At 68.5% G+C, this 22,109-nt stretch carries 25 protein-coding genes; 7 read left to right on the top strand and 18 right to left on the bottom strand.

Annotated features, from left to right (window positions below):
- The first annotated feature begins 55 nt into the window (after window positions 1–55).
- The gene (locus FY251_RS17445; protein WP_004969999.1) at window positions 56–382 is read left to right on the top strand and encodes a 2Fe-2S iron-sulfur cluster-binding protein; all 327 of its coding nucleotides are present in this window, start codon (window positions 56–58) and stop codon (window positions 380–382) included.
- A 113-nt stretch (window positions 383–495) separates the two neighbouring features.
- On the opposite strand, the gene FY251_RS17440 is transcribed toward FY251_RS17445, so the two are convergent.
- Both FY251_RS17440 and FY251_RS17435 read right to left on the bottom strand, forming a co-directional pair.
- A complete protein-coding gene (locus FY251_RS17440) occupies window positions 496–1,650 on the bottom strand; it encodes an MBL fold metallo-hydrolase (protein WP_148416318.1) in 1,155 nt (384 codons plus the stop codon).
- A 78-nt stretch (window positions 1,651–1,728) separates the two neighbouring features.
- The gene (locus FY251_RS17435) at window positions 1,729–3,462 is read right to left on the bottom strand and encodes a globin-coupled sensor protein (RefSeq protein WP_148416317.1); all 1,734 of its coding nucleotides are present in this window, start codon (window positions 3,460–3,462) and stop codon (window positions 1,729–1,731) included.
- 136 nt (window positions 3,463–3,598) lie between these two features.
- Between FY251_RS17435 and FY251_RS17430 the strand changes: the two genes are divergently transcribed.
- The 3 genes from FY251_RS17430 (at window position 3,599) to galK (ending at window position 6,138) form a co-directional block, all read left to right on the top strand.
- Window positions 3,599–4,234 carry a rubrerythrin family protein gene (locus tag FY251_RS17430; RefSeq protein WP_148416316.1) on the top strand — a complete coding sequence of 212 codons (636 nt, stop codon included), beginning with the start codon at window positions 3,599–3,601 and terminating at the stop codon, window positions 4,232–4,234.
- Between the two features lie 75 nt (window positions 4,235–4,309).
- Window positions 4,310–4,897: an MOSC domain-containing protein gene (locus FY251_RS17425; RefSeq protein ID WP_148416315.1), complete on the top strand. Its 588-nt coding sequence runs from the start codon at window positions 4,310–4,312 to the stop codon at window positions 4,895–4,897.
- The gene (gene galK, locus FY251_RS17420; protein WP_148416314.1) at window positions 4,894–6,138 is read left to right on the top strand and encodes a galactokinase; all 1,245 of its coding nucleotides are present in this window, start codon (window positions 4,894–4,896) and stop codon (window positions 6,136–6,138) included. The genes FY251_RS17425 and galK overlap by 4 nt, the downstream gene beginning before the upstream one ends.
- Before the next feature lie 188 nt (window positions 6,139–6,326).
- On the opposite strand, the gene FY251_RS17415 is transcribed toward galK, so the two are convergent.
- Entirely contained in the window at window positions 6,327–7,565 is a 1,239-nt protein-coding gene (locus FY251_RS17415) for a mandelate racemase/muconate lactonizing enzyme family protein (protein WP_148416313.1), read from the bottom strand.
- A 77-nt stretch (window positions 7,566–7,642) separates the two neighbouring features.
- Window positions 7,643–8,089 carry a luciferase family protein gene (locus FY251_RS17410; protein WP_089777893.1) on the bottom strand — a complete coding sequence of 149 codons (447 nt, stop codon included), beginning with the start codon at window positions 8,087–8,089 and terminating at the stop codon, window positions 7,643–7,645.
- 402 nt (window positions 8,090–8,491) lie between these two features.
- On the opposite strand from FY251_RS17410, the gene FY251_RS17405 reads away from it, so the two are divergent.
- Window positions 8,492–9,112: a hypothetical protein gene (locus FY251_RS17405; protein WP_148416312.1), complete on the top strand. Its 621-nt coding sequence runs from the start codon at window positions 8,492–8,494 to the stop codon at window positions 9,110–9,112.
- Between the two features lie 72 nt (window positions 9,113–9,184).
- Here FY251_RS17405 and FY251_RS17400 read toward each other — a convergent pair whose 3' ends face one another.
- The gene (locus FY251_RS17400; RefSeq protein ID WP_148416311.1) at window positions 9,185–10,405 is read right to left on the bottom strand and encodes an HAD family hydrolase; all 1,221 of its coding nucleotides are present in this window, start codon (window positions 10,403–10,405) and stop codon (window positions 9,185–9,187) included.
- 139 nt (window positions 10,406–10,544) lie between these two features.
- On the opposite strand from FY251_RS17400, the gene FY251_RS17395 reads away from it, so the two are divergent.
- Window positions 10,545–10,988 (top strand): DUF5799 family protein, encoded by a 444-nt coding sequence (locus FY251_RS17395; RefSeq protein ID WP_148416310.1) that lies wholly within the window; start codon window positions 10,545–10,547, stop codon window positions 10,986–10,988.
- A 107-nt stretch (window positions 10,989–11,095) separates the two neighbouring features.
- Entirely contained in the window at window positions 11,096–11,221 is a 126-nt protein-coding gene (locus FY251_RS23165; RefSeq protein WP_255516734.1) for a hypothetical protein, read from the top strand.
- A 49-nt stretch (window positions 11,222–11,270) separates the two neighbouring features.
- Here the strand turns inward: FY251_RS23165 and FY251_RS22665 are convergent, their stop codons facing one another.
- The 13 genes from FY251_RS22665 to FY251_RS17335 form a co-directional block, all read right to left on the bottom strand.
- On the bottom strand, window positions 11,271–11,420 hold the full coding sequence (locus tag FY251_RS22665; protein WP_004970780.1) for a hypothetical protein: 150 nt from the start codon (window positions 11,418–11,420) through the stop codon (window positions 11,271–11,273).
- Window positions 11,421–11,622: 202 nt separating this feature from the next.
- Complete coding sequence (fba, locus tag FY251_RS17390) at window positions 11,623–12,615, bottom strand: class II fructose-bisphosphate aldolase (RefSeq protein WP_148416309.1); 993 nt, start codon at window positions 12,613–12,615, stop codon at window positions 11,623–11,625.
- Window positions 12,616–12,780: 165 nt separating this feature from the next.
- Window positions 12,781–13,257 (bottom strand): fructose PTS transporter subunit IIB, encoded by a 477-nt coding sequence (gene ptfB / locus FY251_RS17385; protein ID WP_148416308.1) that lies wholly within the window; start codon window positions 13,255–13,257, stop codon window positions 12,781–12,783.
- Window positions 13,254–14,951: a phosphoenolpyruvate--protein phosphotransferase gene (gene ptsP / locus FY251_RS17380; RefSeq protein WP_148416307.1), complete on the bottom strand. Its 1,698-nt coding sequence runs from the start codon at window positions 14,949–14,951 to the stop codon at window positions 13,254–13,256. Before ptsP ends, ptfB begins: the two co-directional genes overlap by 4 nt.
- Before the next feature lie 3 nt (window positions 14,952–14,954).
- Complete coding sequence (gene ptsH1 / locus FY251_RS17375) at window positions 14,955–15,224, bottom strand: phosphocarrier protein HPr (protein ID WP_148416306.1); 270 nt, start codon at window positions 15,222–15,224, stop codon at window positions 14,955–14,957.
- Complete coding sequence (gene ptfA, locus FY251_RS17370; RefSeq protein ID WP_004970773.1) at window positions 15,224–15,688, bottom strand: fructose PTS transporter subunit IIA; 465 nt, start codon at window positions 15,686–15,688, stop codon at window positions 15,224–15,226. The genes ptsH1 and ptfA overlap by 1 nt, the downstream gene beginning before the upstream one ends.
- 44 nt (window positions 15,689–15,732) lie before the next feature.
- A complete protein-coding gene (gene ptfC / locus FY251_RS17365; protein ID WP_148416305.1) occupies window positions 15,733–16,860 on the bottom strand; it encodes a fructose PTS transporter subunit IIC in 1,128 nt (375 codons plus the stop codon).
- Between the two features lie 105 nt (window positions 16,861–16,965).
- Window positions 16,966–17,883: a 1-phosphofructokinase gene (pfkB, locus tag FY251_RS17360; RefSeq protein WP_148416304.1), complete on the bottom strand. Its 918-nt coding sequence runs from the start codon at window positions 17,881–17,883 to the stop codon at window positions 16,966–16,968.
- Window positions 17,880–18,647, bottom strand: a complete 768-nt coding sequence (gene glpR / locus FY251_RS17355) for an HTH-type transcriptional regulator GlpR (RefSeq protein ID WP_089777873.1) — start codon at window positions 18,645–18,647, stop codon at window positions 17,880–17,882. The genes pfkB and glpR overlap by 4 nt, the downstream gene beginning before the upstream one ends.
- Window positions 18,648–18,850: 203 nt before the next feature.
- Window positions 18,851–19,825, bottom strand: a complete 975-nt coding sequence (gene leuB, locus FY251_RS17350) for a 3-isopropylmalate dehydrogenase (protein WP_148416303.1) — start codon at window positions 19,823–19,825, stop codon at window positions 18,851–18,853.
- Window positions 19,818–20,426, bottom strand: a complete 609-nt coding sequence (leuD, locus tag FY251_RS17345; protein WP_148416302.1) for a 3-isopropylmalate dehydratase small subunit — start codon at window positions 20,424–20,426, stop codon at window positions 19,818–19,820. The genes leuB and leuD overlap by 8 nt, the downstream gene beginning before the upstream one ends.
- Window positions 20,423–21,844 carry a 3-isopropylmalate dehydratase large subunit gene (gene leuC, locus FY251_RS17340; RefSeq protein ID WP_148416301.1) on the bottom strand — a complete coding sequence of 474 codons (1,422 nt, stop codon included), beginning with the start codon at window positions 21,842–21,844 and terminating at the stop codon, window positions 20,423–20,425. The genes leuD and leuC overlap by 4 nt, the downstream gene beginning before the upstream one ends.
- Window positions 21,837–22,106 (bottom strand): hypothetical protein, encoded by a 270-nt coding sequence (locus FY251_RS17335; protein ID WP_148416300.1) that lies wholly within the window; start codon window positions 22,104–22,106, stop codon window positions 21,837–21,839. Before FY251_RS17335 ends, leuC begins: the two co-directional genes overlap by 8 nt.
- Window positions 22,107–22,109 lie beyond the last annotated feature (3 nt).

Genomic DNA, 22,109 nt, shown 5'->3' with positions numbered 1-22,109 from the left:
GAGGTCGCCGCGACTTTGATAAACAGTTTTGGTGCGGTCGCGCATACGCCGCGGTATGACCGAGTACACCGTCGAGTTCGTCGGCACGGGCGAGACCATCACCGTCTCCGACAAGCAGACGATTCTCAAGGCCTGCATCGAGGAGGGCATCGCACAGGAGTACTCCTGCCGCGTCGGGATGTGCCTCGCCTGCTCCGCCGAGATTCTCGAAGGCGACGTCACCCAGCCCGCCGCCCGCGGGCTGACCGACGAGGAGGCGGAACGCTTCGCGCTCACCTGCATGGCCCGCCCGCAGAGCGACCTCAAACTCGACCGCGGCGTCTACCCGCCGAGCATCGAGGGCGACGCCGCGGCCGCCGGCACCGCCGCCGACGACGACTGACGACGGGTACTCACCGGGGCCGGCACGCTCCGCCGGCCCGCGTTCTCCGTTTCGCACCGCACCGCCGAGCCGACGCGCCCGGATTGCCTCCGCATCTCTCCCCGAACCCCCGCTCACGCCTCGCTCGTCGCCGCGCAGTTGTTCGGTCCCAGCTCGACGTCGAACGCCTCGTCGTCGGACAGCGAGTCGCGCCCGAGGTTCGTCTCGATGATGCGCTCGTAGTTTGCCGGCCGCGGCGGCATGTCCGAGCAGACGAACGAGACGAACGCCGCTTCGTCCATCGAGAGCGCGCCGAGTCGCTCCCGAAGCGCACCGAGTCTGGCGATGTACGCGCCACTGTCGTCCGGGACTGCTCGCGGGCCGCGGTGGGCTGGCGCGACCAGCGTGTTGTCCGCGAACTCGCCGTACCGCTCCGTGAGCGTCGCGTGAAGCCGTCTCGCGGCGTCGGGCGCGCCCTCGTCGCCGTCTTCGAGGTCCGGTCGGGCGACGCTCTCCAAAAAGAGGCTGTCGCCCGCAACGAGCAGGTCGCCGAGGCGGAACGCGGTCATCTCGGTCGTGTGGCCCGGCGCGTGGACGGCGACGAGTTCCGCGTCGCCGACACCGATGGACTCGCCGTCAGCGACGAGGCGCGCGTCGAAGTCGAGGCCGCGGTCGGTCGCGCCCGCCGGGAGGACGGCGGTCGCGCCGGTTCGCTCCGCGACCGCTCTGACGCCGCTGACGTGGTCGGCGTGGACGTGGGTGTCGACGGCGGCGACGACTTCCGCGCCGCGCTCGCGGGCGTCTGCGACGTATCGGTCCGCGAACGCCCGGAGCGGGTCAATGACCGCGGCCTCGTCGCCGGCGACGACCAGATAGGCGAGACAGCCGCTGGAGGGGCGGTCGTACTGGAGAACCGTCGCGTCCGCGTTCGCGTCCGCGTTCCCGACCGGGAGTTCGCGGGCGCGGTAGACGCGCGCCCAGCCGTCCATCCCCGTTTCGAGGTTCTCGGCGGGAACGCCGGCCTCGGAGAGCAGGTCGGCGACGTGGGCGCTCGACCGCCCCTCCGCGCAGACGACGACCACCGGTGAGGGCTCGTGTTCGAACTCCGCGGCGAGGTCGGCGACCGTCCCGCGAATCTCGGCCTGCGTGAAGCGAACCGCCGGAATCTGCGTCGCGGTCGCGGCCGCGCCGTCGACGCGCCACGCCTCGAACTCGCCGCGGTCGCGCACGTCGAGCACCGTCGTGGGGTCACCGCGGGCGAGCCGGGCCGCCAGTTCCTCGGGAGTCATACGCACACGATACGCGCGCCGGGCGGAAGAACGCTCCGCGGGTCGAAAAGAGAACTGTGGCCCGAGCAGCGGCCCGCGCTATTCGGTCGTTCCGCCGTCGTTGCTGAGGCGGCGCGACGGCGGTTCACCGACGTCGAACTCGTCGAGGACGTCGGCCGGCGGGCCGTCGACCCCGCCGGCGGACGGGGCGTCGGAGCCCGGTTCCGGTGAGGCGTTCGACCCGTCAACGCCGCCCGTCTCGCCGCTGCCGAGGCGTTCGGCGGCGTCACGAATCGAGAGCACCTGCTCGGTCTGCGAGCGGTTCGCGTCGGCGATGTCGCCGATGTGGTCCGACACGCTGGTCGCGCGGGCGGTCGCGTCGTCGACCATGCCGGCGATCTGCTCGGCGCTCTCGGCCTGGTCGTCGGTCGCCGATGCGACTTCGCCGACGCCGACGGTGGCCTGTTCGACCGCCGCCGAGATGTCCGAGAGGCTCCGCATCACGTCCTCGCCGCGGTCGATGCCGTCGTACAGCCGCCCGGTCGTCTGCGAGAGGCTCTCGATGGTCTCTCGCGCCTCGGACTGGATGTCGCCCACCGTGCCCTCGACCTCGGCGGCGCGGGCCTGCGACTCCTCGGCGAGGTTCTTCACCTCGCTGGCGACGACGGCGAATCCCTCGCCCGCGTCGCCGGCGCGGGCGGCCTCGATGGAGGCGTTGAGCGCGAGCAGGTTCGTCTGTTCAGCGATGTCGTTGATGGCGTCGAGCACCTCGTCTATCTCCGCGATCTGGTCGTGCAGTTGCTGGACGTCCTCGGAGGCAGTCTCCGCGGCCTCGCTCACGTCGCGCATCACGTCGATGGCCTCGTCGGCGGCGTCCTCGCCCTCGGCGGCGCGCATGGCGGCGTCGGCGCTGGTCCGCTCGACCTCCTCCGCGGTCGCCGCGATCTCCTCGACGGTCGCGCTCATCTCGGACACCTCGGCGGCGACCGTCGCCATGTCCTCGGCCTGCGCCCGCGCCGTGGTCTCGATGTCGTCGGTTCGCTCCGTGACCTCCTCGGAGCTCCGCAGGAGCGACTCGACGGGGTCGCTCACGTCGGCTTCGACCTCGTCGGCGAGCGCCCGCCGGCGCTCGGCGGCCTCGCGCGCCGCCCGACTGTACGACTGGATGTACGTCTCCATCGCCACCTGCTGGTCGAGAGACAGGAGCTTCAACACGGGGAGGATGCGCTCGACGACCTCGTCGACGGCGGCTTCGACCCGGTCGTCGCCGCCGCGGAGACCGCTCGAAACGCCGGACGCGCCGCCGAGAAGTCCCGAGAGCAGGCCGCCGTCGCCGTCGCCTTCGAACTCGGTGTCGGCGTCGCCGCCGGTGAACTCGGCTTTCACCTCGTCCGCGACGGCACCGATGATGCCCTCGTAGTAGACCGAGTACGCGCCGAGATAGAACTTCGGCCCGAGGTCTATCATATCGTGTAACTTCCCGATGCGCGCCCGCTTTGCGAAGTAGTCCTCGTCGTACTCGCCGCGGCCGAGTTCGCGGAGATACGCCGCCTGGTCGGTCCGCAGCATCTCCGTGGTCTTCGTCGAGCGACCGAAGAACTTCGTCGTCGCGTGCTCGCCGAGGTGGTCGTAGAACGCCGCCGCGAACTCGTCCGCGAACTCGTCCAAGAGCGGTTCGAGGTCGCTCAATCGTCGCTCGTCCGCCGCCGAGAGCCGAACGAACGATTTCCGGCGGTCGATTTCCGCCGCGTCGATATCCAACCGCGAGAGGAGCCTGTCGCCGTTCACGCGCGCTCGCGCGCTCGCGTCGACTGGTCCCGAGGAGTTCGTCATATACGTTCCTCAGCGGTCACCGATATTTCAACCCTCTCCGCTGAATATCACTGATGATACCAAAATGATTGCAGAGGGAATCCGGCGCACGTTGGCCGGGGCGAACGTTCACGTGACTGGCGGACCGACTGGCGGTATGGACGTCGATTCGTTCCGCGAGTCAGTCGAGACGGCGAAGCGAACCCAACTCGACCGGCTCGGCTCGTCGAAGCTCCTGTTGGCGCTGACGGGGGCGGACCTCTCCGAGCCGGCGGTGCTCCGCGCCGCCGCGTACTCCGAGCACGCGGCCCGCGGGACGTTCGCGGCGTGGGCCGCAGACGAGGCCGACGACGAAGCAAGAGCCGCGTTCGAGGCCACCGCGACCCAAGAGGCCGACCACCTCGACCGCGTCCTCGACGCCCTCGACGAGGACGTCGACCTTCCCGACGAATCCGGTGTGATGCACGCGTACCTCCGCGGGCGCGAGGACGCAGTCGAGCGCGCCGCCGCCGGCATGGTCGGCCGCGGCCTCGTCTCGGTTCGCACCCACGCGCAGGTCATCGGCTTCTTCGTCAACGAGGCGGACGAACCGCGGGCCGACCTCTTTCGCGAGTTGAAAGCCGAGACCGAAGAGACGCTTGCGGCCGGGTTGGACCTCCTCGCCGACCGCTGTGCGACCGACGACGACTGGGAGCGCGCCCGAATGGTCGCCGAGTACGTCGTCCAACTGGCGTACGACGACTACGCCGACGGCCTCGCCGAACTCGGCGTCGACCCCAAACCGCTCTGCTGAGTCGCCGCCGTGACGCCCGGGCCGACGCGTGTGGCCGGCCCAACCTATTCGTGTCCCCGAGTGGTAGCCGGAGGTATGACTTCCGAGGTTCGCGGGCGCGTCGAGGCGCTGTACACCGCGCCGTCGAAGGCCGAGTCGATGGGCTCCCACGAGACCGTCTCGGTCGCGCCGGGCGGCATCGAAGGCGACCGCTACGCCGACGGCGACGGCTTCTACTCGGCGACCGACGGCTGTCCGGTGACGCTCGTCGACGCCGCGGTGCTGGACGACGCGGCGCGCGAGTACGACCTCGACCTCGCTGACGGCCAGCACCGTCGGAACGTCGTCGTCCGCGGCGTCGACCTCGCCGACCTGCTCGACGCGACGTTCGAACTCGGCGGGGCCGAACTCCGCGGGACGAAGCTCAGGCCGCCCTGCGCGCACCTCGCGGACCTCGTCGGCGACGACGACGTGAGTGACGCGCTCCGCGAGTCCCGCGGCGGCATCTGCGCGGACGTCCTCGCGCCCGGCCGGGTCGCGGTCGGCGACGACCTCCGCGTGACCGAGGCGAACCCGCGCGAGATGGGTCGCCAGCTAGCCGAGCGACTCGGCGGCGAGCGAGTCGCGGACGGGGACGAAGCCGCGACGAGCGACGAGGAACCGCACGGGAGCGGACGCGAATGAGCCGCGACGCCGACGGCGCGAACACGGGGACGCCGAACCAGGTCGAACGCGCGACAGTCGCACTCGACGCGGCGTTCGGCCCCGACGGCGACGCCCCGAGTTCGAGGTCGACGTCGGCCCCGACCGTCGCCGTCGCCCCCGGTCGGGTGAACCTCGTCGGCGGCCACACCGACTACAACGACGGGCTCTGCCTCCCGATGGCCGTCGACCGCCACGTCGCGGTCGCGGCCCGGCCGAGAAGCGACAACCGACTCCGCGTCCGCGCCGCCGACTTCGACGAGACGGCCGAACTCGGCCCCGACGACGACCCCGACGGGTGGGCCGCCTACGTCGCCGCGGTCGCTCGCGTCCTCCGCGAGGACGGCCCGGTCGCCGGCGCGGACCTCGCCATCGCCTCGGACGTTCCCACGGGCGCGGGACTCTCCTCGTCGGCCGCGCTCGAACTCGCGGTCGGTCGCGCGCTCCTCGCGGTCTCCGGGCGCGACCGCCCCGCCGCCGACCTCGCGCTGGCGTGCTGGCGGGCCGAACGCGAGGGCGTCGGCGTCGAGTGCGGCATCCTCGACCAGTTCTCGGCGGCGCTGTGCGAGGCCGACTCGGCGCTCTTTCTCGACTGCCGGAGCCGCGAGACCGAGTCGGTCCCCCTCGGCGACGGTATCGGCGTCCTCGTCATCGACACCGGCGTCTCTCACGAACTGACCGAGTCGGGCTACAACGACCGCGTCCGCGAGTGCGCGGCGGCGCTCGACTCCCTGCGCGACGTGGACCGCGGCCTCGACTCCCTGCGCGACGTGGACCGCGGCCTCGACTCCCTGCGCGACGTGGACCGCGGCCTCCTCGACGCCCACGCGGACGCGCTCGAACCGGTGTCCCGCCGCCGGGTTCGACACGTCGTGACCGAAAACGAGCGCGTCCGCCGCGCCCGCGACGCGCTCGCCGCTGGCGATCTCAGAGGCGTCGGCGACGCGATGCTCGCGGCCCACGAGAGCCTCCGCGACGACTACGAGGTGAGCTGCCCGGAACTCGACGCGGCGGTCGAACTCGCCGCCGAGACGCCGGGCGTCTACGGCGCGCGAATGACCGGCGGCGGCTTCGGCGGGAGCGCGGTCGCGTTGGTCGACGGCGACGCGCTCGACCGGGCCGAGCGCGCGATTCGAGCCGCCGCCCCCGAGCGCGTCGGCCCCGACGCCGACGTGTTCGCCTGCCGCCCGTCGGCCGGCGTTCGACTGGTCGGCGAGGAGTGAGCGCGAGCCGACGGCTCCGCGTGGTGTCTCGGGAAAAATCGGAACGCGGGTCCCGTGCGTTCTGCCGTGGTTTCGGTTCGGCTTACGCCTCGTCGAACGTAACAGACGCTACGCGTCTGCTGGCTCGACGAGTCGTTTCACTCCTCGTCGAATACTGTCGAGCGAAGCTCGACTGATTCGACGTCGGCTTACGCCTCGTCGAACAGCGTCTCGCCGTCGACCATGTGTTCTTCGACGGTGTCCATGTCCAGCGTCACGCCGAGCCCCGGCTTCTCCGGAATTTCGATGTACCCGTCCTCGATGACCGTCTCCTCGACGAGGTCGCCCCACCAGCCCAGCTCGTAGGAGTGGTACTCGACCGCCAGCGAGTTCGGAATCGCCGTGCCGACGTGCGCGGAGGCCATCGTCGCCACCGGCGACGACACGTTGTGCATCGCGACCGGCACGTAGTACTGGTTCGCCACGTCCGCGATCTTCTGCGTCTCGCGCATCCCGCCGACCTTCGGCATGTCGGGCGCGACGATATCCACGGCCTGGTTCTCGATGAGCCGGCGCAGTTCCGTCACGCGGTAGCGGTTCTCGCCGACCGTGATGGGCGTGAGCGTGGACTTCGTGACCTCCTCCTGCACGTCGAGGTTCTCCGGCGGCACGGGGTCTTCGAGCCACCACACGTCGTAGTCTTCCAACTCGGCGGCCAGTCGCTTTGCGCTGCCGCCCGAGAACGTCCAGTGGCAGTCGAACGCCACGTCCGCCTTGTCCTTGACGCGCTCTGTCACTTTCTCGACGATTTCGGCCTTGTGCCGAATCTCGCCGGGCCGCAGGTGGCGGTTCGCGCGGTCCTTCTCGAAGCCCGACGGCACGTCGAGGTCGAACTTCAGCGCGTCGTAGCCGAGTTCGTCGACCACGCGCTCCGCCTCGTCGGCGCACGCTTCGGGGTCGGCTTCCTCTTCGGTGTGGCAGTCGCAGTAGACCCGCACCTTGTCGCGGTACTTCCCGCCCAGAAGCTGGTAAGCGGGAATGTCGAGAATCTTGCCCGCGAGGTCGTGCAGCGCGATTTCGATGCCCGCGATGGCGGTGACCGTGACGCCCTCGACGGAGCCCTCGCCGGACATCTTCTGGATGAGATGCTCGTACAGGCGGTCGATGTCCAGGGGGTTCTCGCCGATGACGAACGGCTTCATGCGCTCGACGATCTCGGGCACGCCCGCGCCCCAGTAAGCCTCACCGGTGCCGACGACGCCCGCGTCAGTGTAGATACGGACGAGCGTCCACGGGAAGTTGCCGTCGACCATCGTCGTCTGCACGTCGGTAATCTCGACGTCGCGACCGCCGCCGCGCTTGGCCGTCACGCCCATCGTCTCCCCCGACAGCTCTCGCATCGTGTACTCCGCGTTCGGATCGTGTAACTCCGCGTAGTTCTTACCCATGCAGAGTAGTTTACTCGGACGTTAGTAAAGTTTTTCCGGACGAGACATGTCCCCGCTCGGGACTCGCGGGTCCGGGGTCAGACCGTCGCCCATCGGTCGAGCGAGTCGCGGAACGTCTCTCTGACGAGCGCGTCGAGGTCCGCCGGAAGGCCCAGTCGACGGAGGTCGGTGTCGGGGTCCGTCGCCGGGTCGAGATCGACGCCGCGGCGGCGGAGCGCGAGCAGTCGCCAGAGATACGCGAGTCTGAGCAGACGCATCGCGTCGGGGACGTCGGCGTCGCTTCTGACGCGGTAGGTCACCCACGCGGAGTCGGGCAGGACGTGGTGCGGGTCCGCGAGTCCGTCGGTGAGAAGCACGTCGCGGACGCGCCTCGTGAGCGCGAGGTCGACGACGCCGGCGTCGTGGACGTGGCCGATTTCCCTGCCGGCGACGACGAACTCCGTCCCCCCGAAGCGGTGCGGCGCGGTCTCGACGCCGGGCCAGCGCGAGACGCGCGCGATGATTCTGTCGATGGAGGCGGTCATTGGGAGACTGTACGCGCCCCGAGAAGATAACTACAGAGCCAGAGGACCCGAGACGCGGCGTCTCGCGGCCCGAGTTCGACACCACGTAGCCCGACGATAACCACAGGGTTTCCAGACATTCTGTTCACGGAGAGTGTCGGTCGAAAATAGACCCTCAGATCGGCGTGGTATTCGCGGATTAACAGGGGTTAGGAACGCGGATGGTCGCATCCGGTGACGGATTCGGGGCGCGCCCCCGCGGGTCGGCCCGCCCCCTATCGGGCGAAATCCGGGGCACGACGCCGAGCGGTAGACGATTCGTAACGAAGCCCTCGGAACGCAAATAACAGGTCGAACCATGTCCGTGACCCCCACCAGCGTACCAATCCCGGGAATCGACTCCGACCACCGGGAGGTCAGGCGATGAATCTCGGCCAGTTCGTCGTTGGCGTCGTCGTCCTCGTCATCGTCGTGTTCGCCCTCCTCTCCGGGGGCGTGAACACCCCCGAGACGCCCGCTCCGGCCGTCGACGCCGACAGAAGCATCGGCGCAGACGTGACCGGCCCCGACGCGGACGACACACAGACCGAGGACCCCGACCCCGGAATCGAAGCCGAACCCGCCGTCGCCGACGACGACGGGGCCGACGACTCGGGCGACGACGGGTCGGACGACGCCGAAAGCGAAGTCGGGACGTTCGAGACGGTCGAGACCGGCGACGACGACACCGACTCGGCGACGAGGACGACCAGGCCGCGCGGGAGCCCGGTCGGCGTCTCGAACTACGATGACGATGGCGACGGCTCGTCCGACGACTCGTCTTCGGACGATGCGAGCGACGACTCGAACACCGACGACAGCGCGGACGATTCGACCGACGACAGCACCGACGACTCGTCTTCGGACGATTCGAACACCGACGACTCGTCATCGAACGATTCGAACACCGACGACTCGTCATCGAACGATTCGAACACCGACGACACCGGCGACGGTTCGAACGGCGACGGCTCGGGTGACGACATCGGGGTGTGCGCGGTCTGAGCCGCCTCGATCACCCCCGAGAGCTCGTTTTACTTACCTGTAGAGACCGGACACAGCGACGACGCGACCCGCTCAGTCGACCAAGAGATTGAGGGCGTAGGCGGTTCGGAGCACCGACGCGGCGTCGCCGCGGGGGAACACGAGTTCGTCCGTCTCGCGGACGTGTTCGAGCACGCCCGGCGAGGAGTGTTCCGGGGCCGCCGCGAGTCCGCAGTCGTTTTCGGCGGCCCACCGCATCACGTCGAGGTCGGACTTCGAATCGCCCATCACGAGGACGAACGGGTCGTCCACCCCGAGCACGTCGAGGGCCGCGCGGACCCCCGCCGCCTTGTTCAGGTCGACCGCGGAGAGCTCCGCGGCGTCGGCGTGGTAGTACGCGACCGTCACGCGTTCGAGGGTCCGTTCGACGTCCTCGGGAATCTCCGTGTCCGAGTCGGGAAGCGCGTCGCGGTCGTCGAGCACGTCGCGTATCTCCGGGTCGCGGTCCGCGAAGTACGCCCGCGCCCAGTCGGGGCCGTCGGGGTCGTCGGTGAGCGCCTCGCCGAGGAGGTCGAGCAGGTAGACGAGCGCGCCGTCGATGACCGCCTCGGCGTCGTCGCTCCCGGTCTCGAAGTTCGGCTTGAGCGTGACGTTGAACTCGTTGCCCTGCAGGTGGACGCCCCCGCGGAGCGCGTCGGGCAGGTCGCTGATGACCCGTCCGCGGACCGACTCGAAGACCGACTGCACCGAGTCGTCGAGGGTCTCGTAGAGGAGGCGCTTCGTCTCGGAGCCGTGGCCGGGGGTGAAGACGCCGGTGCCGGCCTCGTAGACGATGCTCACGTCCCCCGAGTGGACGAGTTCGTTGCCGAGTCCCTGAATGGCGAAGCCCTTGACGTTCTCCAAGGTCTGGCCGGTGCAGATGACGATGGGGACGCCTCGCTCGTGGAACCGGGTGAGGAGGTGCAGCACCTCGCGGGGAATCTCGTTGTCCGTCTGGCCCGCGGAGCGCAGCGTCTCGTCCACGTCGAGGACGAGCGCGTTCACCGCCCGCCCGTACTTCGTGTAGAGGTCGAGCGCGGTGAACGCCTGGTCCCGCGTCGCGCGCGCGGCGAGTTCGGCGTAGCGGTCGCCGTCCGAAAGCGCCCGGCGGATGCGGTCTTTCTTCGCCGAGAGTTCGTCGTCGACCGCCTGCCAGTGCGACAGCGCCACCGGCGAGCCGAGCGGCGGCAAGAGGTCGACGAAGTCCTGTGCGTCCCGGACCGCGTCCGCGTCGAAGTTCCCGTACAGTCTGTACAGGAGGTCGTACCGCTCCATGACTCGGGGTCGTCACCCAACCGCATTAAACCCGCGTGGGAGGCGGGTCGCGCTGTGGCGTCTCGCCGGCGGGGAGACGCGCCGCCGACGGTCGGTCTGCCCCGCAACTCTGATACCGACCCGCCGACGACGTGTGCACATGGCACATTGGACCGACAGCATCGTCGGCGACCGGATGACGGTGGACCGCGAGTTCAACGAGCAGGTGATGAACTCCCGGTTCAACAGTCAGGAGTGGGGATTGATCATGACGGCGACGGAGTTCGAAATCGAGAACGCGGACGACCCCGAGGCGGCGCGCATCGTCGCCGACACGGAGAAGGTCCCGCAGATTATCCCCGAACTCGACAACATCCGCAGTCAGATGGGCGGGATGGGCGGCGGCGGAGACGACTCGTCGTCCGCCGGCGGCATCGTCGACTCCATCAAGGGCGCGCTCGGGATGGGCGGCGGCGGCAAGAAGGGCGAACAGGAGAAACTGGAGGCCGCGGAGCGACTCACACAGGAGTACGCGGACGCGCTCCAGGACCACCTCGAAAAGAAGGGCAAGTGGAATCAGGTCCGGGTCAGCTACCTCGAATAACGGGCCGTTCGACCGGCTGCGGCGACGGCGCTCACGTGGGGGCCGAGGGTGACATTCGGTTTGAAGGCCACAATTAGTAACAGGCCGGGGCGCGACTGCCTCGCTAGATGAGACCGTCAACGCTGGTCTTCGCGTTCGGTGGACTCCTGTTCGTGCTTCCGATTCCCGGCACGTTTATCGCCGGCGCACTGGTTCTCCTCGCGGGAGCGGTCGCGCGGTGGCTCGGGTTGTAACGGGTCACAGAGAACCGACCGCACAGACGCCCGAGCGGCGGTGCCGAGGTCAGTACTCGTCGCCGGCGTGGAACAGCGTCCGCTCGCTCGCCTCGTAGATGTTCATCAGCTCGTTGATGAGTTCGTCGTACTCCTCGTCTTCCTCGCGGAGCGCGTCGAGTCGGGCGACCGTCTCGTCGTCGAGGTGAATCTGCGGCATACCTACACCCACGCCGCGTGACACCTTAAGCGACGTGGGGAACCGGGATTGACCCCTCTCGACCCCGAGAGCGCCGCCGCTGGGGGAAGCGTCCCGAAACGAAAAAACCGGCGGTGTGCCGGGTGGAGACGACGGCCGGTGCCGGTCCGCGACGCGGACGCGACGAGCGCTCGACGGCGAGCGAGTCACCGCCCGCGCGGCGTTACTTGAACAGCGACTGGCCGGCGCTGCCGGAGACCTCGGTCAGGTCGGCGTGCACGTCGGCGATGCGCTCGCGGATGTCGCGGCCGGCGACGCGGGGGTCGAACACGTCCTTGTTCGGCGACCAGTCGGTCTCGTTGAAGAACGTGTCGCGGGCGTCCACGACGCCCTCGGGCGGGACGATGGCGTTGGGTTCCTCGGTGTAGCGGTCGTAGGCGGTGCGCGTGTACTCGTACTGGTAGCGGGTGTCCTTGTTGACCTTGCAGATGCCGTGTTTGAGCATCTCCTGCAGTTGGTCGGGCTGGACGCCCGAGGAGCCGTGAAGCACGAGCGGCGTGTCGAGGCCGTGGTCGCGCAGGGCCTGTCGGATGTCGTTTGCGAGGTCCGGGCGGAGTTCGAGGTCCTTGCCCTTGGCGACGCCGTGCTGCGTGCCGACGGAGATGGCGAGCAGGTCCGCACCCGTCTTGTCGACGAACTCGACGGCCTGCTCGGGGTCCGTGTAGAACGCCTCCTCGGCCTCGATTTCGTCCTCGACGCCCTTGATCTGGCCGAGTTCGGCCTCGATGAGGACGTCGGAGTCCGCTGCCTCGACCATCTCGACGACCTCGCGGCTCGTGGCGACGTTCTCGTCGAACGGCTCGTGGGAGGCGTCGATCATGATGGACGACGGGATGTCGAGTTCGATCTGCTGTTCGATGAACTCGATGTCCGTCTGGTGGTCCATGTTGAGGAAGACGCCGATGTCGTACCGCTCGGCGATGGTCTCGATGTAGTTCCCCATGGCTTTCAGGCCCGCGACGGCGTCGCCGTCGCCCGCGAAGCGACAGGCCCCGCCGCTCATCTGCAACAGGAGGTCCGAGTCCATCCGGTCGGCCCCCTCCATGAGACCCATCATAATGTTCGGCTCCGCGATGTTACTCGCGATGAGGCCGAATCCTTCGTCGAGCGCCTCGTCGTACACTGTGGCGAGTTCCTCCCCGCCGTAGAACGGCATTATGCGTTCACCTCGGTTTCGTCAACGACTGCGAGACTAATAATGTATGGGAAGTGAGTTTCGATTCTGCACGTTTTCGTTTGTTCGCGTTCGAGTTAATTTTCATCGGCGGACGGAGCGCCGCCGCTCGGAGACGGGAGAAAAACGGGAAACCGTCGGCGGGAGTTACGAGAACAGCTTCTTCAGGCGGGCGAACAGCCCCTTCTCGGGGTCGCCGCCGCGGCGCACGGGTTCGTCCGGTTCCGCGTCGTCGCCGGACGACTCGTCGGTGTCGGATTCGGCGTCGGCGTCCTCGCCGTCGTCGCCGCTTCCGAACGTGACCGAGCCGGTCTTCCCGGCCTCGGCGAGTTCGACGGCCTTCTCCACGACGGCCTCGGCGTTGTTCACGCCGTCTTTGACCGTCCCCTTGAGGACGAGTTTGCCGTCGAATCGGTCGCGGCTGACCGAGGTGTCCGAGGTGATGATGACCGCGTCCGCCTCGGCGATGGCGTCCGCGGACAGTTCGTCCTGCGTGCCCATCGCGCCCTGGACCTCGACGTCGATGTCGTGGCCGAGGCGCTCGCCGGCCTGCAGGAGGTTCTCGGCCGCCATCTGGCTGTGTGCGATTCCGGTCGGACAGGATGTGACTGCGACGAGTTTCATAGCTCTAGTGTAAGGATTTCCGCGACTTCAGCCTTGGTGTCGGCCTGCAGGACGCGCTCCGCGAGTGCGCGGGCGTCCGCGGTATCGGTGTCCGCGACGGCCGCCTTGACCTGCGGCACCGTCACGGCGCTCATGCTCAGTTCGTCGAGGCCGAGGCCGACGAGCAGTTCGGTGAGGTCCGGGTCGCCGGCCATCTCGCCGCACATGCCGACCCAGCAGTCCTCGCCCTCGGCGGCCGAGACGGTGGCGTCGATGGCGCGGAGGACCGCCGGCTGGCGGTAGTCGCCGAGCTCGGAGACGCGCTCGTTGCCGCGCTCGGCGGCCATCACGTACTGCGCGAGGTCGTTCGTCCCGATGCTGAAGAAGTCGACGTGCGGCGCGAACCGGTCGGCCATGAACGCCGCGGCGGGCGTCTCGACCATGATGCCGAACTCGGGAAGCTCGTTTGCGACGCCCTCGGCGTCGAGGTCGGCGGCGACCGACTCGAACCGCTCGCGGCCGGCGCGAAGCTCCTCGACCGTCGAGACGAGCGGGAGCATCACAGACAGGTTCGCCCCGTCGGCGCTGGCCGCCGCGCGAAGCAGCGCGCGGACCTGCGTCTCGAAGAGGTCGGCGTCCGGGCCGAGCGACCGGCGGATGCCGCGCTCGCCGAGGAACGGGTTCTCCTCGTCCGGCAGGTCGAGGTACGGGACCGGCTTGTCGCCGCCGATGTCGAGGGTGCGGACGACGACGCGGCCGCCGTCGAACGATTCGAGCGCCTCGACGTACGCCTCGTACTGCTCGTCTTCGTCCGGCGGCGACTCGCGGTCGAGAAACAGGAACTCGGTGCGGAACAGGCCGACGCCGTCGGCCCCGCGGTCGACCGCGGGGCCGAGGTCCGCCAGCGTGCCGATGTTGGCGGCGACCTCGATGTCGACGCCGTCGGCGGTCTCGACCGACTCGTGTCGGATATCGACGTCTGCGGCGGCCGCGGCGGCCTCCTTGCGCTCGTCGGTCGGGTCGACCACGAGGTCGCCCGACTCGCCGTCGACGACGACTTCGGTGCCGTCCTCGACGGACTGGAGCTCCTCGCCCACGCCGACGATGGCCGGCAGGGCGAGCGAGCGCGCGAAGATGGCCGCGTGGGAGGTGCGGCCGCCCGTCACGGTGACGAAGCCGGCGACGCGCTCCGGGTCGAGCTGCGCCGTGTCGCTCGGCGTGAGTCGCTCCGCGACGACGACGCTCCCCTCCGGCAGGGACGAGAGGTCGACGCGCTCGCCGTCCGAGAGGACGCGCACGAGTCGGTCGCGCACGTCGCGGAGGTCGTCGGCGCGCTCGCCCATGCGACCGCCCATGTTCTCGAACTGCTCGACGAACTCGGAGAACGTCTCCTGCACGGCGTGTTCGGCCGGGAGCCCGCCCTCGATGGCGTCGGTGACGCCGTCGGTTATCTGCGGGTCGTTGAGGAACTGGACGTGCGCGTCGAACACCGCGGCCTCCTCCTCGCCGACGCGCTCGGCGGTCCGCTCGCGCTCGGCTTCGAGTTCGTCCTCGGCGGCCGCGCGGGCGTCCTCGAAGCGCGCCAGTTCGGCGTCTTCGTCCACGTCTTCCGGGGCCGGCGGTTCGGGGAGGTCGGCGTCCGGTCGGTACCAGACGACGGTGCCGACGCCCGAAAGCGGTGTCACGCCGATGCCGGAGAGGGTTCGTTCGGTCATGGCTTACTGTTTGGCTTCGGGCGTCGAAAGGATATCCTCTAGGGCGTCGAGTGCCGCTTCCGCGTCGTCACCCTCGGCGACGAGTCGGACGGACTCGTCGTGGCCGACGCCGAGGCCGGTGACCGCGAGCATGCTGGCGGCGGGGACGAGGTCGTCCTCGTCGGCGCGGCCGAGCCGGACGTCGGCGTCGAACTCGTTCGCGGTCTCGACGAACTGCGAGGCCGGGCGGGCGTGAAGCCCGTCTTCGGGGACGACCGTGACGGTCCGCTCCATCACTCGACCACCTCGGCGAGCACGTCCTGAACGGTCTGTTTGCTCTCGGCTTCGAGGAGCTTCTCGCGGACGTCCTCGTGCATGAGGGATCGCGAGAGGGCGCTCAGAATCTGCAGGTGGTCCTCGCCGCCCGCCGCGGGGACGAGAATCATGAACAGGAGCTTCGCCGGCTTGTCGTCCATGGCGTCGAAGTCGATGCCCTCGGTCGAGCGCGCGAAGGCGACCGTCGGCTTCGAGACCGCGTCGGTCTTCGCGTGCGGGATGCCGATGCCGAAGCCGACGCCGGTCGTCGCCTCTTCCTCGCGTTCGAGGAGGGCGTCGAGCGCGGCGTCGCGGTCGTCGACGCGGCCGGCGTCGACCGCGAGGTCGAGGAGGAACTCGATGGCTCCCTCCTTCGTCGCCGGCGGCTCTTCGAGCGAGATCAGTTCGAGCGGTGTGATGGTGCTGATGTCAGTGACGTCCATTGTATTGTGCTTCGTTCGGGTCTGGAAAGATTAGTTCGGTGTGGTCAGTCGTCGGAGCTCTGGGCCGCCATCTTGGCGTCGAAGTTCGGCTTGATGGCCGTCGCGATGACGGCGGTCACGATGGAGCCGAGCAGGATGCACGCGATGAACATGAACGGCTGGTTCGACAGCGGAACCACGAAGATGCCGCCGTGGGGAGCCGGCATGTTCACGCCGAGCGCCATCGAGGCCGCGCCGGCGACGGCGCTGCCGGCGACGACGCTCGGGATGACGCGGGCCGGGTCGGCGGCCGCGTACGGAATCGCGCCCTCAGTGATAAAGGAGAAGCCGAGGAGCACGCCGCTCTTGGCGTTCTCGTACATCTCGGCCGCGTACTTCTGCGGCGCGATGAAGTTCGACAGCGCGAGGCCGATGGGCGGGACCATACCCGCGATCATGACCGCGGCCATCGGCGCGGTGACGCCCTCGGAGATGAGGCCGACGGAGAACACGTAGGCGACCTTGTTGATGGGACCGCCCATGTCGGCCGCCATCATCGCCCCGAGGATGGCCCCGAGCACGATGGCTTGGCCGCCGCCCTGCATGTTGCTCAGGAACGCGGTGAGCCCCGCGTTCGCGATGGAGATCGGAACGCCCAGCACGAACAGCATGACGGGCGTGAGCACCGCGGTGGTCGCCACCGGGATGAGGAGCACGGGCATCATCGGCGCGATGAACTCGGGCACGTCGCGCTGCTTGAACCAGCGCGCGACGATGCCGGCGAGGAACCCGGCGACGATAGCGCCGAGGTAGCCCGCGCCGGCGGAGCCGCCCTGAAGGCCGATGACGTCACCGGCGGCCTGCAGGACGTTGCCCTGCTGGATGATGTACGACAGGATGAACCCCGGTGCGAGGCCCGGTCGGTCGGCGATGGCGTACGCGATGTACGCGCCGAGGACCGGAACCATCAGCGTCAGCCCAGCGACGCCGATCTGCGCGAGGAACCAGCCGGCGGTCCCCGTGCTGTTGAATACGTCTTGTACGTTGTTCGAAAGCGAGGCTACCGCGTAGCCCAGCGCCAGGAAGATTCCGCCGATAGTCACGAACGGAATCATGAACGATACCCCAGTCATCAGGTCCTCCTTCACCGAAGTGAGGTAGGACCGAACCGCGTCTTCTGCGTCGTTTGCCATAGTGTTGCCACCCCTACGAAAGAACGTACGCAAATGTGCTCAAAAACCCTTTCGAATATGAACGTTACTGAGCGTTTTGGTCGTTAACAAACGTTCATACGAGAATCACCGACTCCGAACGGTCGTCACCTCGACGCGCGTTTCGTTCGTCAGCACGTCTTCGAGGTGCGGGACGCGGGTGCCGGCGACGCCGACGACGCGCGCGGCCGTCAGGACGCCCATTCGGAGGGCGTCGGCGTCCGAAAGCCCGTGTTCGCGCGCGGCGAGGAAGCCGGACATGACCGCGTCGCCCGCGCCGACCGTGTCCACGACCTCCACGTCGAGCGCGGGCGCAGACAGGACTTCGTCGTCGGTGACGAGGAGCGCGCCGTCCGCGCCGAGCGACGCCAGCACGTACTCGAATCCGCGCGCGTGAAGCTCCTCGGCCGCCTCGACGGCGTCGGATTCGGTCTCGACCGTTCTGCCGGTCGCCGCCGCGAGTTCCGAGCGATTGGGTTTGCAGACGTAGTAGTCGGCGTCCAGTTCGGCGAGGTACTCGCCGCCCATGTCCACCGCGATTTTCCAGTCGCCCGCGCGGGCGAGCCTGTCGACGTCGGAGAGCGACATCCCCGGCGGGAGGCTGCCGCCGACGAGGAGCGTGTCCGGCTCGTTCGCCTGTGCGGTTTCGACGAGTTCGTCCACGTCGGCTGCGCGAATCTGCGGGCCGTTGTGATTGAGTTTGTACTCGCCGTCCTCCGCGAGGACGGTCGTGTTCAGACGGGTGTCGGCGTCGATGGTGACGAAGTCCGAGGCGATGCCGTCGGCGTCGAGCCGGTCGCGGACGAACTTCCCGAAGTGGCCGCCGAGGAAGCCGGAGGCGGTCGCGTCGGCGTCGAGCGCAGAGACGTACTTGGCGACGTTGATGCCCTTGCCGCCGGCGGTGAACACCGCGTCGTCGGTCCGGTGGACGACGCCGGGCTGAAGCGGTTCGTCGAAGTGAATCGTGTGGTCGACTGCTGGGTTCGGGGTGACTGTGAGAATCATCGTGCAACTCCGTCGACGACGGTGACGCCCGCGCTCTCTATCTCCTCGCGCGAGTCGGCGTCGAGTTCGCCGTCGGTGATAAACAGGTCAATCTGTTCGAGCGATGCGAACTGAACGAAGCTCCGTCGGCCGAGCTTCGAGAGGTCCGCGACGAGGACGACCTTCGCGGCCTTCTCGACCATCAGTTCCTTCATCCGCGCCTCGTCCTCGTTCGGGGTCGTGAGGCCGGATTCGACGTCGAACCCGTTCGTGCCGAGGAACAGCAGGTCGAAGTTCGTCCGCTCCATGAACGACTCCGCGGTCGGCCCCACGAGCGCCTTCGTCCGCCGGCGGAGCGTCCCGCCGGTGAGTTTGACCTCGTTGTCCTCCTCGTTCAGTTCGATGGCGAGCCGCGGCGAGTTGGTGACGCCGAGTATCGTCCCGTCCTTCGGGACCTTCCGCGCCACCTCCATCGTGGTCGTCCCGGCGTCGAAGAACACGACCTGCCCCTCGGCCAGTTCCTCGACCGCGCGGTCCGCGATCGCGCGTTTGCCTTCGAGATTCTGTACTTCCTTCTGCCCGTAGGTCTGCTCGCGCCCGACGGAAGTCACGGGGACGGCCCCGCCGTGCGACCGCTCGATGAGCCCACGGTCTTCGAGTTCGCGCAGGTCGCGCCGTATCGTGGCCTTCGAGTAGCCGAGGTGTTCTGACAGCGACTCGACCGACCGGCCGTCCGAGTCGGAGACGAGTTCGACGATGCGGCGTTTGCGCTCTGCTGGTAACATCGGTGGCGATTCCTCGTTACGAGGAAGATAGGTCGGGGAGTAGTGTTAATTGTTTATGTTGGATTCCGCCCGTATCTGTTCGAAATGGACGGATTCCACACAGGAACGAAAACGGGGTGTTCGTGGGTGAGAAAACGATCAGAAACGAAAACGAGCGCGTTCGAAACGAACGTCGAATCGCCGGTTCGGCGCGTCGCCGACGCTCAGAGGCGGGCGAGGACCGCGGCGGTCACGTCCTCCGTGGAGGCGTCGCCGCCGAGGTCGGGCGTGCGCGGCCCGTCGGCGAGGACGCCCTCGACGGCCGACCGAACGCGGTCGGCTTCGCCCTCGTAGTCGAGGTAGTCGAGCAGCATCGCCGCGGACAGAATCGTCGCGGCCGGGTTGGCGATGCCCTCGCCGGCGATGTCGGGCGCGGAGCCGTGAACCGGTTCGAACAGCGCGGCGTCCGGGCCGATGTTCGCCGAGGGGAGCAGTCCGAGGCCGCCGACGAGGCCGGCGGCGAGGTCCGACAGCACGTCGCCCGCGAGGTTCGGACAGACGACGGTGTCGAACTGCGTCGGGTCCAGACAGACGCGCGTCGCGAAGGCGTCCATCAGGACCTCCTCGGCCTCGACGCCGCGCTCGTCGGCGACGGAGACGACGGCGTCGCGGAAGCGACCGTCCGTCTCGCGCATCACGTTCGCCTTGTGGGCGACCTGGAAACTGCCGCCCTCGCCGCCGACGTAGTCGCAGGCGTACTCGGCGAGTCGCTCGGACGCCGAGGTGGTGACGACGCGCGTGAGCGTCGAGAGGTCCTCGGAGAGGCGGTCCTCGTGACCCGAGTAGACGCCCTCGGTGTTCTCGCGGAGGAACACGAGGTCCGTCTCCGGACGCAGGGCGTCCACACCGGGGTAGGCCTTCGCCGGGCGGACGTTGACGAAGGAGTCCACCGCGGTCCGAAGCGGCAGGATGACGTCCGCCGCGGTCTCGCCGGCCGCGCCGAACAGCGTCGCGTCCGCCTCGGCCGCGAGGTCGTAGGTCTCCTGCGGGAGCGCCTCGCCCGTGGCTTCCTTCACGTGGTCGCCGGCGTCGGCCTCGACGAACTCGAAGTCGCCGACGGCCTTCAGCACGTCAACCGCCGCGGGAATGACCTCCGCGCCGATTCCGTCGCCGGGGATGACGACGATTTCCTCAGTCATCGACGTAGGGCAGGGCGGCGGCTTTCTCGGCGACCGCGTCGGCGTTCGACTTCATGAGCGCCGTCGTGTCCCAGACACCCTCGGTGAGCGCCTTCCGCTGTGCGTCGTCGACGGTCACGTCCACGGTGGTGTCGCCGTAGGTGACCGTCTCGTTTTCCACGTCAACGTCGATATCGGCGTCCGGGTGCTCGTCGACCCAGTCCTGCAGTTCGGTGACCGTCTCGTGGTCGGCGGTGACCGTCGGGATACCGAGCGCGAGGCAGTTGCCCGCGAAAATCTCGGCGAACGACTCGCCGATGATGGCGTCGATGCCCCAGCGCATGAGCGCCTGCGGGGCGTGCTCCCGAGAGGAGCCACAGCCGAAGTTGGCGTTGACGACCATGATGGCGGCGTCCTGGAACTGCGGCTCGTTCAGCGGGTGGTCCTTGGGTTCGTCGTTCTCGTCGTAGCGCTGGTCGAAGAACGCGAACTCGCCGAGGCCGTCGAACGTGACGACCTTCATGAACCGCGCCGGAATGATCTGGTCGGTGTCGATGTCGTTGCCGCGGATGGGCACGCCGGAGCCGGACGCGGAGTCGATTTCGGGGATTTCGTCGGTCATGCGGTGGTCACCTCCTTCAGTTCGCGCACGTCAGTCACGTGCCCGGTGATGGCCGCCGCGGCGACCATGCGCGGATTCATCAGGACGGTGCGGCCGTCTTTCGACCCCTGCCGACCGATGAAGTTGCGGTTCGACGAGGACGCGGAGGCCTCGTCGCCCTCCAGTTGGTCCTCGTTCATGCCGAGACACATCGAACAGCCCGCCTCGCGCCACTCGAAGCCGGCGTCTTTGAATATCTCGTCGAGGCCCTCCGCCTCCGCGGCGGCCTTGACGCGCTGACTGCCGGGGACGACCATGGCGCGGACGCCGTCCGCGACCTGTCGGCCCTTCACGACCTCCGCCGCGCGGCGCAGGTCGGGCATGCGGGCGTTCGTACACGAGCCGAGGAACGCCACGTCGATTTCGTAGCCTTCCATCGTCTCGCCGGGCGTGACGCCCATGTGTTCCTGCGCCATCCGGGCGGTGTCCTGCTTCTCCTCGGGCAGGTCCTCCGGGGCCGGAATCGGCTGGGTGATGCCGACGCCCTGTCCGGGCGTGGTCCCCCACGTCACGACGGGTTCGAGTTCGGAGCCGTCGATGGTGACGACGTCGTCGTACTCGGCGTCCTCGTCGGAGCGGATGGACTCCCAGTACGGCTTGAGTTCGTCGAACCGCTCGGGGTTCTCCTGGAAGTACTCGGTCTCCTTCAGCCAGTCGTAGGTGGTCTCGTCGGGGTTGACGTAGCCCGCGCGAGCGCCGCCCTCGATGGACATGTTACAGATACTCATCCGACCCTCCATGTCGAGGTTCTCGATGGCCTCGCCGGCGTACTCGTAGACGTAGCCGACGCCGCCCTCGGTGCCGAGGCGACGGATGATTTCGAGGATGACGTCCTTGGCCTCGACGCCGGGGCCGAGTTCGCCCGTAACCTCGATCTTCCGGACCTTCTTTTTCTCCATCGCGACCGTCTGGGTCGCCAGCACGTCGCGAATCTGGCTCGTGCCGATACCGAACGCGAGCGCGCCGAACGCGCCGTGGGTCGAGGTGTGACTGTCGCCGCAGACGATAGTCATGCCGGGCTGGGTGAGTCCCTTCTCGGGCCCGATGACGTGGACGATGCCCTGCTCGCCCGACGTCGGGTCCGAGAAGTTGATGCCCGCGTCGCGGACGTTCTGTTCGAGTTCGGCCATCATCTCCTCGGCGGCGTCGTCGCGGAACGGCCGCGACTGGTCCGACGTGGGGACGATGTGGTCGACCGTCGCGTGCGTCCGGTTCGGGTAGGCGACTTCGAGGTCGCGCTCCTGCAGCATGCCGAACGCCTGCGGGCTCGTCACCTCGTGGATGAGGTGGAGGCCGCAGAACAGCTGGGTCTGGCCGGTCGGAAGCTCCGAGACCGTGTGTTCCTCCCAGACCTTGTCGTACAGCGTTCCCTCACTCATGGCGGTCACCCGGTACGACGCTGTCGTCGCGGCCGCGCTCCCAGACCTGGTTCGCGCCCTCGCCGTTGCGGGGCGTGTGGTCGACGTCGCCCATCGTTTGGGTCTCGGTCGCGTCCCCGTCCGTCGCCGCGGGCGTCGCGTCGCTCCGACCGCCGTCGGTGACGGCCGGGCCGCGCTCGTAGACCGTGGTGAACGTCTCGCCCGTATAGGGGTTCGTGTGGCTGATGTCTCGCATCGAGTCTGTCGTGTCGTCGCGTGTCATTGG

The sequence above is a fragment of the Haloferax sp. KTX1 genome (assembly GCF_902410085.1).
Taxonomy (GTDB): domain Archaea; phylum Halobacteriota; class Halobacteria; order Halobacteriales; family Haloferacaceae; genus Haloferax; species Haloferax massiliensis.
The sequence above is the reverse complement of the archived record's forward strand: the minus strand, read 5'-3'. Positions and strand labels throughout refer to the sequence as shown.

What these genes read in the sequence shown, in the direction of transcription:
- FY251_RS17445 (WP_004969999.1), top strand. Translation starts at nt 56, where the DNA reads ATGACCGAGTACACCGTCGAGTTCGTCGGCACGGGCGAGACCATCACC.
- FY251_RS17440 (WP_148416318.1), bottom strand. Translation starts at nt 1,650, where the DNA reads ATGACTCCCGAGGAACTGGCGGCCCGGCTCGCCCGCGGTGACCCCACG.
- FY251_RS17435 (WP_148416317.1), bottom strand. Translation starts at nt 3,462, where the DNA reads ATGACGAACTCCTCGGGACCAGTCGACGCGAGCGCGCGAGCGCGCGTG.
- FY251_RS17430 (WP_148416316.1), top strand. Translation starts at nt 3,599, where the DNA reads ATGGACGTCGATTCGTTCCGCGAGTCAGTCGAGACGGCGAAGCGAACC.
- FY251_RS17425 (WP_148416315.1), top strand. Translation starts at nt 4,310, where the DNA reads ATGACTTCCGAGGTTCGCGGGCGCGTCGAGGCGCTGTACACCGCGCCG.
- galK (WP_148416314.1), top strand. Translation starts at nt 4,894, where the DNA reads ATGAGCCGCGACGCCGACGGCGCGAACACGGGGACGCCGAACCAGGTC.
- FY251_RS17415 (WP_148416313.1), bottom strand. Translation starts at nt 7,565, where the DNA reads ATGGGTAAGAACTACGCGGAGTTACACGATCCGAACGCGGAGTACACG.
- FY251_RS17410 (WP_089777893.1), bottom strand. Translation starts at nt 8,089, where the DNA reads ATGACCGCCTCCATCGACAGAATCATCGCGCGCGTCTCGCGCTGGCCC.
- FY251_RS17405 (WP_148416312.1), top strand. Translation starts at nt 8,492, where the DNA reads ATGAATCTCGGCCAGTTCGTCGTTGGCGTCGTCGTCCTCGTCATCGTC.
- FY251_RS17400 (WP_148416311.1), bottom strand. Translation starts at nt 10,405, where the DNA reads ATGGAGCGGTACGACCTCCTGTACAGACTGTACGGGAACTTCGACGCG.
- FY251_RS17395 (WP_148416310.1), top strand. Translation starts at nt 10,545, where the DNA reads ATGGCACATTGGACCGACAGCATCGTCGGCGACCGGATGACGGTGGAC.
- FY251_RS23165 (WP_255516734.1), top strand. Translation starts at nt 11,096, where the DNA reads ATGAGACCGTCAACGCTGGTCTTCGCGTTCGGTGGACTCCTGTTCGTG.
- FY251_RS22665 (WP_004970780.1), bottom strand. Translation starts at nt 11,420, where the DNA reads ATGCCGCAGATTCACCTCGACGACGAGACGGTCGCCCGACTCGACGCG.
- fba (WP_148416309.1), bottom strand. Translation starts at nt 12,615, where the DNA reads ATGCCGTTCTACGGCGGGGAGGAACTCGCCACAGTGTACGACGAGGCG.
- ptfB (WP_148416308.1), bottom strand. Translation starts at nt 13,257, where the DNA reads ATGAAACTCGTCGCAGTCACATCCTGTCCGACCGGAATCGCACACAGC.
- ptsP (WP_148416307.1), bottom strand. Translation starts at nt 14,951, where the DNA reads ATGACCGAACGAACCCTCTCCGGCATCGGCGTGACACCGCTTTCGGGC.
- ptsH1 (WP_148416306.1), bottom strand. Translation starts at nt 15,224, where the DNA reads ATGGAGCGGACCGTCACGGTCGTCCCCGAAGACGGGCTTCACGCCCGC.
- ptfA (WP_004970773.1), bottom strand. Translation starts at nt 15,688, where the DNA reads ATGGACGTCACTGACATCAGCACCATCACACCGCTCGAACTGATCTCG.
- ptfC (WP_148416305.1), bottom strand. Translation starts at nt 16,860, where the DNA reads ATGGCAAACGACGCAGAAGACGCGGTTCGGTCCTACCTCACTTCGGTG.
- pfkB (WP_148416304.1), bottom strand. Translation starts at nt 17,883, where the DNA reads ATGATTCTCACAGTCACCCCGAACCCAGCAGTCGACCACACGATTCAC.
- glpR (WP_089777873.1), bottom strand. Translation starts at nt 18,647, where the DNA reads ATGTTACCAGCAGAGCGCAAACGCCGCATCGTCGAACTCGTCTCCGAC.
- leuB (WP_148416303.1), bottom strand. Translation starts at nt 19,825, where the DNA reads ATGACTGAGGAAATCGTCGTCATCCCCGGCGACGGAATCGGCGCGGAG.
- leuD (WP_148416302.1), bottom strand. Translation starts at nt 20,426, where the DNA reads ATGACCGACGAAATCCCCGAAATCGACTCCGCGTCCGGCTCCGGCGTG.
- leuC (WP_148416301.1), bottom strand. Translation starts at nt 21,844, where the DNA reads ATGAGTGAGGGAACGCTGTACGACAAGGTCTGGGAGGAACACACGGTC.
- FY251_RS17335 (WP_148416300.1), bottom strand. Translation starts at nt 22,106, where the DNA reads ATGACACGCGACGACACGACAGACTCGATGCGAGACATCAGCCACACG.